Source organism: Clostridium moniliforme, from assembly GCF_017873235.1.
GTDB classification, from domain to species: domain Bacteria; phylum Bacillota; class Clostridia; order Clostridiales; family Clostridiaceae; genus Clostridium; species Clostridium moniliforme.
Genome location: NZ_JAGGJZ010000003.1, coordinates 44,333 through 59,068 on the forward strand (window position 1 = coordinate 44,333; position 14,736 = coordinate 59,068).

General features: G+C 26.2%; 11 protein-coding genes and 1 other annotated feature (1 of these 12 running past the window's edge). Of the genes, 8 read left to right on the forward strand and 3 right to left on the reverse strand.

What is annotated here, in order from left to right:
• Positions 1 to 135: 135 nt before the first annotated feature.
• From J2Z53_RS06040 to ymfI, 4 genes are all read left to right on the forward strand, one after another.
• Complete coding sequence (locus tag J2Z53_RS06040; protein WP_209796485.1) at positions 136 to 1,371, forward strand: serine hydroxymethyltransferase; 1,236 nt, start codon at positions 136 to 138, stop codon at positions 1,369 to 1,371.
• Between the two features lie 169 nt (positions 1,372 to 1,540).
• Entirely contained in the window at positions 1,541 to 2,452 is a 912-nt protein-coding gene (locus J2Z53_RS06045) for a metallophosphoesterase (protein WP_209796487.1), read from the forward strand.
• Between the two features lie 43 nt (positions 2,453 to 2,495).
• Positions 2,496 to 3,434 carry a dipeptidase gene (locus J2Z53_RS06050; RefSeq protein WP_209796489.1) on the forward strand — a complete coding sequence of 313 codons (939 nt, stop codon included), beginning with the start codon at positions 2,496 to 2,498 and terminating at the stop codon, positions 3,432 to 3,434.
• Between the two features lie 4 nt (positions 3,435 to 3,438).
• Positions 3,439 to 4,179 (forward strand): elongation factor P 5-aminopentanone reductase, encoded by a 741-nt coding sequence (gene ymfI / locus J2Z53_RS06055; protein ID WP_209796491.1) that lies wholly within the window; start codon positions 3,439 to 3,441, stop codon positions 4,177 to 4,179.
• 89 nt (positions 4,180 to 4,268) lie between these two features.
• Here the strand turns inward: ymfI and J2Z53_RS06060 are convergent, their stop codons facing one another.
• Positions 4,269 to 5,783 (reverse strand): sensor histidine kinase, encoded by a 1,515-nt coding sequence (locus tag J2Z53_RS06060; RefSeq protein ID WP_209796493.1) that lies wholly within the window; start codon positions 5,781 to 5,783, stop codon positions 4,269 to 4,271.
• Positions 5,783 to 6,454: a response regulator transcription factor gene (locus tag J2Z53_RS06065; protein WP_209796495.1), complete on the reverse strand. Its 672-nt coding sequence runs from the start codon at positions 6,452 to 6,454 to the stop codon at positions 5,783 to 5,785. The genes J2Z53_RS06060 and J2Z53_RS06065 overlap by 1 nt, the downstream gene beginning before the upstream one ends.
• 145 nt (positions 6,455 to 6,599) lie before the next feature.
• Here J2Z53_RS06065 and J2Z53_RS06070 point away from each other — a divergent pair, with 145 nt between their 5' ends.
• The 3 genes from J2Z53_RS06070 to J2Z53_RS06080 are packed head-to-tail and all read left to right on the forward strand — an operon-like array spanning position 6,600 to position 9,555.
• On the forward strand, positions 6,600 to 7,850 hold the full coding sequence (locus tag J2Z53_RS06070; protein ID WP_209796497.1) for a M16 family metallopeptidase: 1,251 nt from the start codon (positions 6,600 to 6,602) through the stop codon (positions 7,848 to 7,850).
• 6 nt (positions 7,851 to 7,856) lie between these two features.
• Positions 7,857 to 8,495 (forward strand): recombination regulator RecX, encoded by a 639-nt coding sequence (recX, locus tag J2Z53_RS06075; RefSeq protein ID WP_209796499.1) that lies wholly within the window; start codon positions 7,857 to 7,859, stop codon positions 8,493 to 8,495.
• 1 nt (position 8,496) lies between these two features.
• Positions 8,497 to 9,555 carry a transglutaminase-like domain-containing protein gene (locus tag J2Z53_RS06080; protein ID WP_209796501.1) on the forward strand — a complete coding sequence of 353 codons (1,059 nt, stop codon included), beginning with the start codon at positions 8,497 to 8,499 and terminating at the stop codon, positions 9,553 to 9,555.
• Positions 9,556 to 9,583: 28 nt separating this feature from the next.
• Here J2Z53_RS06080 and J2Z53_RS06085 read toward each other — a convergent pair whose 3' ends face one another.
• Positions 9,584 to 9,958 (reverse strand): tetratricopeptide repeat protein, encoded by a 375-nt coding sequence (locus tag J2Z53_RS06085; RefSeq protein ID WP_327786704.1) that lies wholly within the window; start codon positions 9,956 to 9,958, stop codon positions 9,584 to 9,586.
• A 272-nt stretch (positions 9,959 to 10,230) separates the two neighbouring features.
• Between J2Z53_RS06085 and J2Z53_RS06090 the strand changes: the two genes are divergently transcribed.
• Positions 10,231 to 14,541, forward strand: a complete 4,311-nt coding sequence (locus tag J2Z53_RS06090) for a 2-hydroxyacyl-CoA dehydratase (protein WP_209796505.1) — start codon at positions 10,231 to 10,233, stop codon at positions 14,539 to 14,541.
• A gap of 58 nt (positions 14,542 to 14,599) precedes the next feature.
• Positions 14,600 to 14,736 (forward strand) — a binding site (T-box leader) (it continues 93 nt past the right edge of the window).

Genomic DNA, 14,736 nt, shown 5'->3' on the forward strand with positions numbered 1-14,736 from the left:
TCATAAATATTGCAAATTATGACATTATAAATTTGTAATATTTATGATATAATAATATAAATTTCATTAAGAATATTGAAAAATTATTATTTAAATCTTATAATCTTTATAATTAAAAAAATTGGGGTGAAAAATATGAACTTTGAAGAAGTATTAAAAGTAGATAAAGAAATTTATAATTTAATTCAAGAAGAAAAAGAAAGACAAGAAACAGGTATTGAGCTTATAGCATCAGAAAATTTTGCAAGCTGTGCTGTTATGGAAGCTATGGGATCATATTTAACAAATAAATATGCAGAAGGTTATCCAGGTAAAAGATATTATGGTGGATGTTATGCAGTTGATAAAGTAGAAGACCTTGCAAGAGAAAGAGCTAAAAAGTTATTTAATGCAGAACATGCAAACGTTCAGCCTCACTCAGGTTCACAAGCAAATATGGCTGTATATTTTGCAGTGTTAAATCCAGGAGATACTGTTCTTGGAATGGATTTAAGCCATGGTGGACATTTAACCCATGGATCACCAGTTAATTTTTCAGGTAAATTATTTAATTTTGTATCTTATGGAGTTAATGAAGAAACAGAAGTTATAGATTATGATAATGTAAGAGAACTTGCTTTAAAGCATAAACCAAAATTAATAGTTGCAGGAGCTAGTGCATATTCAAGAGAGATAGATTTTAAAAAATTCAGAGAAATATGTGATGAAATAGGAGCATATCTTATGGTAGATATGGCACATATTGCAGGTCTTGTTGCAGCAGGATTACATATGTCACCTGTTCCTTATGCTGATTTTGTAACATCAACAACACATAAAACATTAAGAGGACCAAGAGGAGGACTTATTCTTTGTAAGGAAAAATATGCAAAGGATATAGATAAAAATATATTCCCAGGGATGCAAGGAGGTCCATTAATACATGTTATAGCAGGTAAGGCAGTATGCTTTAAAGAAGCCTTAGATCCTAGCTTTAAAGAGTATATGAAACAAGTTGTAGTAAACTGTAAGGTATTAGGAGAAGAACTTGTAAAGTACGGCTTTAAACTTGTATCAGGTGGAACAGATAATCATTTAATATTAGTTGATTTAACAAATAAAGATATAACAGGTAAAGAAGCAGAGCATATTTTAGATTCAATTGGAATTACATTAAACAAAAATACTGTTCCAAATGAAAAAAGAAGTCCATTTGTAACTTCAGGAGTTAGAATTGGAACAGCAGCAGTAACAACTAGAGGTTATAAAGAAGAAGATATGAAAGAAATTGCTTCAATAATAAATGATGCAATAAATATTAGAGAAGAAGGTTCTAAAGAATTAAAAGATAGAGTTTTAGCTTTAAGTTCAAAACATAGAATGTATAAATAAATTTAAAAGTAAGCACAGAAAAAGAGATTGAAATTATAGTCTCTATCTGTGCTTATATTTTTGCAATTATATTTAAAAGCTTAGATATATAAATGAAAACTTACATAAAACATAGCCTAAAATTTTGAGAATATATTTATAATACATAGTAATTTTAAAGAGATATTTTATGGGTAAAAGAGAATTAAAAAATATATTAAATAATGGGAAAACTATAGAAGTTGATTTAAATTCAAAATTAGTATTTATAAGTGATATTCACAGAGGCGATGGAGGAAGTGCAGATTCTTTAATAGGAAATAAAAATATATATTTAGCTGCCCTAAGATATTATTATAGGGAAGAATATACTTTAATTGAAGTTGGAGATGGAGATGAACTTTGGAAAAATAAAAATTGTGTAGATATAGCTTATAATTATAAGGATGTTTTTAGTATATATAATAAATTTAATAATAATGACAGGCTTTATATGATATATGGAAACCATGATAAAATGAAAAAAAACAAAGATTTTAAAAACTTTCATGAAAGAAAATTTAAAAGGTTTGGTGAAAATTTTGGTGAAGAGTTTTTGAATTTAATAAATAATTTAGAGTTTTATAATGGTTTAGTTCTTAACTTTAATCCTTCAAATAAAAAAGGAATTGTAATTCATGGACATCAATTAGATTTTATGAATGATGAGTTAAGCAAATTTACTAGGTTTTTAGTAAGATATTTTTGGAGATTTTTAGAAGGAATTGCGGGATTTAAAGCACCAAATAGTCCTGCCAATAATTATAAAAAAGGAAATAAAATAGATGAAAAACTAGACAGATTTGCAAAAGAAAACAAAATATTATTAATTGCAGGTCATACACATAGAGCAAGATTTCCAAAGATTAATGAAGGAATATATTTTAATGATGGCTCATGTGTTCTTCCATATAGTATAACATCTTTAGAAATTAATAAGGGACTTATATCTTTAGTAAAATGGAGTATTGAAGTTTCAAAGGAAAATAATTTATGTATAAGAAGAACTTTTTTAGCAGGACCTGAAAAAATTGAAGCTTATTTAAAACTCGTAAAGGATTAGGATGTATAATATAATTATTATAAAAATTATTGGAGGAACTTTTATGAAATATATTGATTTACATTGTGATACAGCCTATAGGATGATAAATGAAAACTTGCATTTAGATAAAAGCATTTGCAAAGTTAATATAGAAAATTTAAAAAAGGGAGGAGCACTTGGTCAAATATTTGCTTTTTTCTTAGATTTAGAAGAAGTTGAAGATCCATTTAATGGTTTTATGGATATGTATAATAATTTTATTTTAGAAACTGAAAGAAATAAAGATTCCATAAAAATAGTTAGAAATATAGAAGAATTGAAAGAGTGTGAAAGGGAAGAAAAATTAGCAGCTATTCTTTCTATAGAAGAGGGAGAAGTTTTAAAAGGAAATTTAGAAAATATTAAAAGAGTATATGACCTTGGAATAAGAATAATAACATTAACTTGGAATTATGAAAATAGCTTAGGATATCCAAATTATAATTTTAAGTACAAAGATAAGGGTTTAAAGGAAAAAGGAATAGAAATGGTTAAGGAAATGGAGAAAGTAGGTATAATTCCAGATGCATCTCACCTTTCTGATGGTGGATTTTATGATTTGGTTAAAATATGTAAAAAACCATTTATAGCAACTCACTCTAATTCAAGGGAAATAATGAACCATCCAAGAAATTTAACTGATGATATGATAAAATTACTAAGCAATAAAGGTGGAGTTATGGGACTTAATTTTTGCAGTAGTTTTGTAGGAGAAAATGAGGTAACTTCAATTAGTGATTTAGTAAAACATGCAAAACATATTAGAAATATTGGTGGAATTGATGTATTAGCCCTTGGAAGTGATTTTGATGGAATAGAAAATGAAGTTGAAATAAAAGATACAAGTGAAATGAATAAACTATATTATGCCCTTAATAAAGAAGGATTTAGTGAAGAGGATATAGAAAAAATATTTTATAAAAATATAATTAGAGTACTAAAGGAATGTAGTAAGGAGTAATAAAATGAGTAAATTATTAGGTAAAGTTGCAATAGTTACAGGAGCTTCTAGAGGAATAGGAAGGGATATTGCAGTAGAACTTGCAAAAAATGGAGCAAATGTTTTAGTAAATTATTCAAAAGATGATAAAGGGGCAGATGAAACTTTAAGAATAATAAAAGATTTTGGTGGATATGCTATAAAATTTAAGGAAGATATTTCAACTTTTAAAGGTGGAGAGAGAATAGTAAAAGAAGCTATAAATAAATTTGGAGCATTAGACATTGTAGTAAATAATGCAGGGAAAAGTAGTATAGGATTATTTATGGATTCTAGTGAAGAGGATATAAATGGACTTATTTCTACAAATCTTTTAGGAGCTATGTATATAACAAAACATGCAATACCTTATATGTTAAATAAGGGAGGAAATATAATAAATATTTCTTCTATGTGGGGTGATGTTGGAGCTTCTTGTGAAGTTTTATATTCTGCCTCTAAAGGAGGAATTAATCTTTTTACTAAAGCTCTTGCAAAGGAGCTTGCACCTTCAAATATAAGAGTTAATGGGATAGCACCAGGAGTTATAAATACATCTATGAATAACTTTTTAGGAGAAGAAGAAAAGAGTGAATTAGAGGAAGAGATTCCTATGGGAAGATTTGGAGAAGGATATGAAATTGCAAAATGTGTAGTATTTCTAGCTTCAGAGGAAGCTTCTTACATTACAGGACAAATAATTAGAATAGATGGTGGAATGATTTAAAAAATAAAAATTTTAATTAAAGAGGCAAAATAATAACCTAATAAAAGTTTATTATTTTGCCTTAATTATTTTAAACTGAAAATTTTGTTTTAATCATTTATTTCTTCTGGTTCTTCTTTTTTTAGTGAAAATTCAAATAATACACCATTTTCTACATTCTTAATATTATAAGATGAGTGGTATAGATCTAAAATATTTTTTACAATTGCAAGGCCTAAACCTGTGCTATTACTTTTTCTATTTCTTGATTTATCTAGCCTATAAAATTTATTAAATAAATTTATACTTTCTCCATCAGGTATTGATGTACCTGTATTTAATACTGAAATTTTAAAATAATCATTATCTATTTCATCAATATATATAAATATATTATTATTTTTTGGTGTATATTTTATAGCATTAGTTATAATATTTGTAAGAACTTGTTCCATTTGAAAAATATCAGCATTAACATATGAATATTCTGTATTTGGTAAAAATTTAATTTCTAAATCTTTTTCAATACAATCAGGTTTTAATGTATTTACAACCTTTGCTATTAATCTATTTATATTAAATATTTCAAGTTGAGGTTTAATAACTCCAGATTCTAATTTTGATAGTTCTAACATATTTGAAACGAGTTTACCCATTTTTTTAGATTCGTCTATTATAGTTTCTAAATAAGCTATTTCATCCTCTCCAGATACTATTCCATCTTTAACCCCTTCAGCATAACCTTCTATTATTCCTATTGGTGTTTTAAGTTCGTGACTTACACTTGCTATAAAATCTTTTCTCATAGTTTCAAGTTTACGTTCTTTTTCTATATCTTCTTCAAGCTTTTTATTTTGTTCCTTTAAATTTTGAAGAGAAGATTGAAGATTTTCAGATAAGAAATTTAAAGTTTTAGCTAAGTTGCCTATTTCATCATCTCTATTAGTTTCACATTTTTCAGAAAAATCCATTTTAGACATCTTATTTGCAATATGATTAATCTTTTTTAAAGGATGACTAACTAAACTAGAGAAGATAGAAGAAATTATTAAGCAAATAAATAATATTCCTATAAACATATAAATATAAAATTCATTTATAACATTACTTGCTTCAATAATTGGTTGAAGTGAGGCAACAGACAAAACTAAAGAATCATCTATACTATTAATTGACATAGGAGCCGCAACTCCAATATTTTTATTAGCACCATTATTTGAATAAAAGTTAGTAGAAACAGGTCTATTAGTTTTAAATAATTGATATAGAATTTCTTTGCTTTTTAATAAGGTTTTACAAAACTCGGTTAACATTTTAATATCTTCTTTATCATTTTCTAAATTACTTGATATATATCTAAGGTTACCATCTACTGAAAAGATTGCTATTTTTGAGTTATTTTTATTTTCAAATTCTTTTAAAGCAGTATACAATTTAGATGGATTTTTAAGTTCAAAGGAATTTTGTTTTGAAAATTGTTCAATTTCTTTAGTTAAAACATCAGTTTTTTTACGTTCATAAAAATCTTCAAAAATAAATGTTTGAAAAATTAAAGTTAAAGCCATAAAACAAACAAGAAATACTGATGTCATTACAAACAATCTTCTTGATAAAGTTTTTTTCATTATTTCACCTCGAATTTATAACCACTTCCTCGGACAGTAACTATATAACTTGATTTACTTAATAGTTTTTCACGAAGTCTTTTAATATTTGTATCAACAGTTCTTATATCGCCATAATAATCTATTCCCCAAACATTATCTAATATTGTATCTCTTGAAAGGGCTATACCTTCATTTGATATTAAATATAATAAAAGTTCATATTCTTTTGGAGATAAGGAAATACTTTTATTATCTACTTTAACTTCATGAGAAAGTTTATTTATTGTAAGGCCGTTAAATTCTTGATAACTAGAATCAACATTCTTTTTTGTTCTTTTTAGCAAAGCCTTACTTTTTGCAACTAAAACTTTTGGACTAAAGGGTTTTGTCATATAATCATCTGCACCAAACTCATATCCCTGAAGTTTATCATCTTCTTCAGCCTTTGCCGTTAAGAGAATAACTGGAACAGAGGATACAGAACGAATTTTCTCTAAAAATACAAAACCATTCATTTTTGGCATCATTACATCTAAAATTATTAAATCAATCTTTTCTTTAGAAAAGATTTCAAGCCCCACTTCACCATCTTCTGCCTCATATATATCAAAATCTTCTTTTAAAAAATAGTCTCTAATTAAAAATCTAATTTTCAGTTCATCTTCTACTATAAGTATAGATTTTTTCATATTATTTCACCCCCTATTAAAAAAACACTTACTTACATTATATACAAATATGAAAATATTTAAATAGTTTATAATGTTTGTATTGTATTATTTATTAAAACATATTATATTAAAGGTTGTAATTGAATTACAACGGGAGAGGAATATGATTAAATTGAATTTTGATATAAAGAAGATAATACTGGAAAATGGACTTAGAGTTATAACGGTAAAAAAGGATACAAAAATTGCTTCAATTAATGTAGGCGTAAATATTGGAGCAATGTATGAAAAACTAAATGAAAAGGGTATAAGTCATTTTATAGAACATATGCTTTTTAAAGGTACAACTTCAAGAAGTAATGAAGAGTTAAATGAAGAACTGGAATGTTTAGGTGGAGAATACAATGCTTATACAGATTATGATGCAACTGTTTATACAGTAAGTTGTTTAGAAGAAGAAATAGAAAATGGAATAGTTCTTTTAGGTGATATGATAAGAAACTCAAATTTTCCAGCAGAGGAAATTGAAAAGGAAAGGTCAGTAATTTTAGCTGAAATAAGAACTAGTAAAGATGATATAGAAGATTTAAGCTTTAAGAAAACTGATGAAGTTGCTTTTAAAGAAAGTTATTTAAAATATGATGTAATAGGTATTGAAGAAAATGTTAATAATTTTAGTAAAAAGGATTTAATTAATTTTTATAAAGAAAATTATGTTCCAAATAATACTGTAATTACAATAGTATCTTCTTTCTCTCACGAGAAAGCTTTAAATCTTATAAAAGATAATTTTTTAAACTGGAAAAGGGGAGAAAATAGAAAAAAGAATATAGTATTAGAAAAAAATAAAGAAATTGAGGCAACAAGTTATAAAAGTGAAATAGAACAAAGTACTATAGTTTATTTATATACTTTTAATGAGTTAAAAAAGGAAGATGAATTGCCTTTAAGAATTTTAAATCATAGGCTTGGAGAAAGTGCTAACTCCTTACTCTTTAGAGAAGTTAGAGAAAATAGGGGCTTAGCTTATGATATTTTTACTCATCTAGATATAAGTAAAGATTCAAAAGTTTTGTATATATACACATCAGTAGGTGAAGAAGATATAGAAGAAGCTAAAAAAGCAATAGATAAAGTAATTAATGATATTTTAAGTGGAAAAATAAAATTTAAAGATAAAGATTTAGAAATTATGAAGAAAGTTCATAAAACAGCAGTTATATCTACACTTGAAGATTCAGCAGATCTTTGTAATTATGTTCTTCATCAAGAACTTAGTGATGAAGATACTCTTGAATTTGTAAAAGATATGGATAGAATAAACAATATAGAAAAAAATGAAATTTATGAAGTAGCTAAAAAGGTTTTAAGAAAACCAACTATTCATGTTTTAAGAAGAGAAAATTTAAGGTGATTTAATTTGAGTAAAATAACAAAAATAGAAACAGGTAAAAGAAATAAAGAAAGAGTAAATATTTATATAGATAATGAGTATTCATTTTCAATAGGTATGGAACTTGTATATAAATTTAATATAAAATTAAATGAACAATTTGATAAAGAAAAATTTGCTGAAGTTATAAAAGCTGAAAATTTAGCAAAGTGTAAAGAAAGTGCTTTAAGAACAATAGAAAGAAGTTACAAGACAGAAAAAGAAATAAAAGATAAATTACTTCTAAAGGAATTTGATGAGGATATTATAGATGAAACTTTAAATTTTTTAAAAGAGTATGGATTTATAGATGATTCTAAATTTGTAAAAATGTTTGTTAAAGATCATATAAGAAATCAAGGAAGAAATAAGATTAAATACTTATTACAGCAAAAAGGTGTAGATAACAATTTAATAGATGAAGCTTTCTTAAATTTAGAAAAAGAATATGAATTAGAAAGAGCTTATATATTAGCAGAAAAGAAGTATTTATCAGTTTCAAAAAGAGAAGATGATGACTTTAAAATAAAAAATAAAATAATAAGATATTTATTAGGTAGAGGGTATGATTATAGTATAGCTAAAGATATTCTTAGTAAGATTTATTTAAATTACAAGGGAGAATAGTATGAATTTAACTTTATCACAAATAATTACTCTAATAGTAGTAGTTTGGACAATTATTATAAGTATAAAAAATATTATGATAAATAAAGATTTAGGAGATGTAATTGTCGCTATAATTGGTAGTATATCAAGTGTAATTAGTTTTTTTATAATATTTTTATTTTATAATTTCTTTAATATTAAAATAGAAAAGTTTTTACTTAGAATAAGTCCTGATAAAACATTAAATATAGTAATAAAACTATTAATATTACTTATAATATTTTTTGTTATAAAGTGGATTATATATACAGTTTTTAGATTAATTAATTCTATATTTAGTTTTAATTTTAATAGATTACTTTCAAATAATAAAAGTTTATTATTTATATTTAGTATTTTATTAGGTTTTATAAGAGGAATGCTAATTGTTCTATGTATACTAATTGCAGTTGTAACCTATAATGGATTTACAAGTCCAAAATATAAGATTAATATGTTTTCAAATTTAAAGGCATATCATAAAATTTCAAATTTAATAGATGAAAAAAGAATAAGCAAAATAAAAAGTGGCCTTGTGGAGGATATATCAAATTCAACAGTTGTTTATTATAATGGCATTACATTAAAAGAGGGAATAAAGTCTAATAGTGAAATTAATAATAAGGCAATTGAAATTACTGCTCCATATAAAACTGATAGAGAAAAGGCTAAAGCTATATATACTTGGATAGGAACTCACATAAGGTATGATGATGATAAAGCAGATAAAATTATGAATAAAAATAATGTAACTAATAGTGGAGCTATAGAAACATTTAAAAGTAGAAAAGGTATTTGTTTTGATTATGCTTGTCTTTATGTTGCCATGTGTAGAGCAGTTAATATTAAAGTTAGAATGATTATTGGTGAGGCCTATAATGGAGAAGAATACATAAGTCATGCATGGAATCAAGTTTATTTAAAAAATCAAAGAAAATGGATTAATGTAGATCCAACATTTTATATGGCTGGAAATTATTTTAATAACCCTAATTTTAATTCTGATCATAAAGAAAAAAGTATTGCTGGTGAGTGGTAAAAGAAAAAAAGATTAGCATTTATAAATGCTAATCTTTTTTATATTTAGAAAGTATTAAATTAATGGCCTTTTCACAATCTTTATCTTTATTATCTAAAGCCCAAGATATATTAAAATATATTAATGCTTTTTTGTTATTTTGCTTCATTGCATAGCAATATCCAAGATTAAAGAAATATTTACTATCCATTTGAAATGTAATTGCTTTCTTTAACATATTAATTGCACAATCATAATTTTTTAGTTTAATAAAACAAACTCCAGAATTATAGTAAGAGCAAGCTTCATTTTCTTTATATTCTACAGCTTTTTGATAAAGTTTTATAGCTTCTTCATATTCTTTAGTATTGTAAAGTCTATTTGCTTCGCTAAAGTAATTCACAGTAACCTCCTTAAGAAAAATAAACTTTTTGTATAGAAAGAATAAATAAAAATTTAAGTTTTATAGTATGTTATTAAAGGAAAATGTTCTTTATATTTACAGTATGTACACAATTTTTATATTATATACGCAGTCTACCAAAATTATACTAAAAATTTAAAAAAACTTTAAATTAATCTTAAATTTTAGATAAATGTAATTATAATTTTATATAAAATGTTGATTTGAGATTAAGTTAATATATAATACATATATAGATGTTTTATTTAAAATTGATAAGTAGGTGTAAATTAATGAACAATTATAAATTGGGGTTAGATGTAGGGTCTACTACTGTAAAATTAGTATTATTAAAATGTGATAATACTATAGTTTTTTCTGAATATAGAAGACATTATTCAGATATAAAGAATACTATAATTGGGTTAATGAAAGAATGTTATGAAAAAGTAGGGGATAGAAAAATTACAGTAACTATTACAGGGTCTGGAGGACTTTCAGTTTCTAATTGGCTTAATGTTAAATTTGTACAAGAAGTTATAGCTTGTACTGAAACTATAGAGAGGGTTATACCTCAAACTGATGTCGCAATTGAACTTGGAGGAGAAGATGCTAAAATAACTTATTTAAAAGGTGGCATTGAACAAAGAATGAATGGTACATGTGCTGGAGGTACAGGTGCTTTTATAGATCAGATGGCATCACTTTTAAATACTGATGCATCAGGACTTAATGAACTTGCAAAAAAACATAAAATTATATATCCAATTGCTTCAAGATGTGGTGTTTTTGCTAAAACCGATATTCAACCACTTATTAATGAAGGTGCTAAAAAGGAAGATATAGCAGCCTCTGTTCTTCAAGCAGTTGTTAATCAAACAATAGGTGGACTTGCGTGTGGTAAACCTATAAAAGGAAATGTAGCTTTTTTAGGAGGGCCACTTTACTTTTTATCAGAACTTAGAAATAGATTTATTGAGACTTTAGAACTTAAGGAAAATGAAATTATATTTCCAGAGAATTCACAATTATTTGTTGCTATGGGAGCAGCATTTTTAGCAGGTGAAGAAGAAGAAATTTCTTTTAAAAGTTTAATTAACAAAGTTAATACAATTAGTGAAGCAAAAGATGATAATATACAAAGGCTACCTGCATTGTTTGACGGAGAGTTAGATTATAAAAAATTTAAAGAAAGACATAATAAGGCAAAAGCTAAGAGAGGATCTTTAGAAAATACTAAAGGAAAAGTATTTTTAGGAATTGATGCAGGTTCAACAACAACTAAAGTTGTTTTAATTAATGAAGACAGAGAGATTATATATTCATTTTATGGAAGTAACGAAGGAAATCCATTAAAGACTATAGTAGGTATTATGAATGATTTATATAGTAAACTTCCAGAAGGTGTAGAAATTGCAAACAGTACAGTTACAGGATATGGAGAAGCATTAATAAAGGCAGCTCTTCATATGGATATTGGAGAAATTGAAACAATTGCTCACTATAAAGCTGCTGAATATTTCTTGCCAGGAGTAGATTTTATACTTGATATTGGTGGTCAAGATATGAAATGTTTAAGAATAAAGGGTGGAGTAATAGATAGTATACTTTTAAATGAAGCTTGCTCTTCAGGTTGTGGTTCATTTATAGAGACATTTGGAAAATCTCTTGGATTAGAAGTTCAAGATTTTGCAAAAGAAGCTTTATTTTCTAAATCACCAGTTGACTTAGGATCAAGATGTACTGTGTTTATGAACTCAAGAGTTAAACAATCACAAAAAGAAGGAGCAACTGTTGGAGATATATCAGCAGGACTTTCTTATTCAGTAATTAAAAATGCATTATATAAAGTTATAAAAATTAGAGATGAAAAAGAACTTGGTAAAAAAATAATAGTTCAAGGTGGAACTTTTTATAATGATGCAGTTCTTAGAAGTTTCGAGAAAATATCAGGAAGAGAAGTTATAAGACCAGATATTGCAGGACTTATGGGAGCATTTGGAGCAGCATTAATATCAAAAGAAAGATATGTTGAAGGAGAAAAGTCTTCTCTTTTACCAAAGGAAAAAGTAAAAGATTTTAAAATGACTTCAGAATTTAGAAGATGTGGAATGTGCGGTAATAACTGTTTATTAACTGAAAATACTTTTTCAACTAATGAAAAATTTATATCTGGTAATAGATGTGAAAGACCACTTGGACTTAGTATAAATAAAGAAAAGGTTCCAAATCTTTATAAATATAAATTTAAAAGAACTTTTGGATATAAGCCTCTAAAGAAGGAAGAAGCTAAAAGAGGAACAATTGGAATTCCAAGAGTGTTAAATATATATGAAAATTATCCTTTATGGTTTACTTTATTTACAGAACTAGGATTTAGAGTTGTTTCATCACCAGTTTCATCAAAGAAGCTTTATGAAAAAGGAATAGATACAATTCCTTCAGATTCAGCTTGTTATCCAGCAAAACTTGTTCATGGTCATATAATGGCATTAATAGAAAATGGAGTAGATACAATATTTTATCCTTGTATCCCGTATGAAAAGAAAGAATTTAGTGATTCAAATAATCATTATAATTGTCCTATGGTTACTTCATATCCAGAAGTAATAAAAAATAATATGGATATATTAAAAGAGAAAAATATAAAATTTATAGCACCGTTTTTCTCATTAGATGATAAGAAAGTTTTAGCTAAAAGAATAGTTGAAGAGTTTAAAGATTTTGGAGTAGATATAAAGGAAGCAAAAGAAGCTGTAGATAAGGCATTTATTGAAAGAGAAAACTATAAAAAGGATATAGAAAACAAAGGAAAAGAAGTAATTGAATATCTTAAAAAGAATAATAAAAAAGGTATAGTGTTAACAGGACGACCATATCATATAGATCCAGAAATAAATCATGGTATTCCAGATGTTATAAATTCCTTTGGAATGGCTGTTTTAACAGAAGATAGTGTAGCTAATCTTGGGAAATTACATGCACCTTTAAGAGTTGTTGATCAGTGGACATATCATGGAAGACTTTATAGAGCAGCAGCTTATGTTAGAGATTCAGATGTTCTTGAAATGATACAACTTAACTCTTTTGGTTGTGGATTAGATGCTGTAACAACAGATCAAGTAAATGAAATTTTACAAGAAAAAGGGAAAATATATACTGTACTTAAAATAGACGAAGGAAATAATTTAGGAGCTGCTAAAATAAGAATAAGATCATTAAAGGCAGCTATAGAAGAAAGAGAAAGAAATAATTATGTTCCTGTAACTGAAAATATAGAATATAAAAATCCTGTATTTACAAAGGAAATGAGAAAAAGACATACAATATTATGTCCACAAATGTCACCAATACATTTCGATATTTTAGAGGAGGCTATAAATGCATCTGGTTACAATCTTGAAATATTGCCATCTAGTGATCCAGGAGCAGTTGAAGAAGGTTTAAAATATGTAAATAATGATGCTTGTTACCCATCAATAATTGTAATTGGTCAAATAATAAAAGCTTTAAAATCAGGAAAATATGATTTAAATAATACATCGGTTATAATATCTCAAACTGGTGGAGGATGTAGAGCTACAAATTATATTGGATTTTTAAAACTTGCTATGAAAAATGCAGGATTTAGCAATGTTCCAATTCTTTCATTAAATGCAGTTGGACTTGAAAAGCAACCAGGCTTTAAAATTACAGTAAAGCTTATAAAGAGAGCTTTAATGGCACTGATTTATGGTGACATATTTATGAGAGTATTATATAGAACAAGACCTTATGAAAAAGTAAAAGGGTCTGCAAATGAACTTTATAATAAATGGAATAAGATTGCAAAAGAAAATGTTAAAAATGGAAGTAAGAGAGAATTTAATAAAAATGTTAAAGGCATAATAAAAGAGTTTGATGAATTAGAGTTATTAAATATTAGAAAACCAAGAGTAGGTGTAGTTGGAGAAATATTAGTTAAATATCATCCAACAGCTAATAACGATATAGTAAGTCTTTTAGAAAGTGAAGGAGCTGAAGCTGTTGTTCCAGATCTTTTAGAATTTTTCTTCTATTCAGCTTATGATAGCGAATTTAAATATAAATATTTAGCATTTAGTAGAACATCTAGAGATTTAAATATTATTGCTATGAAATATATGGAAAGTTATAGAAAAGAAATGAAAAAAGCTTTAGATGAAAGTAAAAGATTTGAAGCACCAAAAAATATTAAAGAACTTGGACGTTTAGCATCAAATATACTTTCATTAGGAAATCAAACTGGAGAAGGATGGTTTTTAACAGCAGAAATGATAGAGCTTATAAAAAGTGGAGCAGATAATATTGTTTGTATGCAACCATTTGCTTGTCTTCCAAACCATGTAACTGGTAAGGGAATGATGAAAGCTTTAAAGAAAAATTATCCAAAGGCAAATATAGTTGCTGTTGATTATGACCCAGGAGCTTCAGTTGTAAATCAAGTAAATAGAATTAAACTTATGCTTTCAGTTGCATTTAAAAAATTAAAAGAAGAAGAAAGTAAAGTTAAAGAAATTAATGTACATGAAAAAGAAGTAGTGAAACAAGCTTTTAAAGAAGCAAGTGCAACTTTACATGAATAATTTAATTGACAAAAGTCAATTAATGATATAACATAATATGTACATAAAATTGTATATATTAAATGCAAAGATAAAGAGGAGTAAATTTAGGAAGTATCAAAGAGAGAGGGGATTAGGTGAGAGCCCTTTATACTGAATATTTTGAAGGTAGCTTTTGAGTTTCTTTAGTGAAATAGTAGTAACTAAAGACGGCCA

Bases quoted from the DNA above. Each gene is read 5' to 3' on its own strand.
- J2Z53_RS06045 (WP_209796487.1), top strand. From the start codon at position 1,541: ATGGGTAAAAGAGAATTAAAAAATATATTAAATAATGGGAAAACTATA.
- J2Z53_RS06070 (WP_209796497.1), top strand. From the start codon at position 6,600: ATGATTAAATTGAATTTTGATATAAAGAAGATAATACTGGAAAATGGA.
- J2Z53_RS06065 (WP_209796495.1), bottom strand. From the start codon at position 6,454: ATGAAAAAATCTATACTTATAGTAGAAGATGAACTGAAAATTAGATTT.
- ymfI (WP_209796491.1), top strand. From the start codon at position 3,439: ATGAGTAAATTATTAGGTAAAGTTGCAATAGTTACAGGAGCTTCTAGA.
- J2Z53_RS06060 (WP_209796493.1), bottom strand. From the start codon at position 5,783: ATGAAAAAAACTTTATCAAGAAGATTGTTTGTAATGACATCAGTATTT.
- J2Z53_RS06050 (WP_209796489.1), top strand. From the start codon at position 2,496: ATGAAATATATTGATTTACATTGTGATACAGCCTATAGGATGATAAAT.
- J2Z53_RS06040 (WP_209796485.1), top strand. From the start codon at position 136: ATGAACTTTGAAGAAGTATTAAAAGTAGATAAAGAAATTTATAATTTA.
- J2Z53_RS06080 (WP_209796501.1), top strand. From the start codon at position 8,497: ATGAATTTAACTTTATCACAAATAATTACTCTAATAGTAGTAGTTTGG.
- J2Z53_RS06090 (WP_209796505.1), top strand. From the start codon at position 10,231: ATGAACAATTATAAATTGGGGTTAGATGTAGGGTCTACTACTGTAAAA.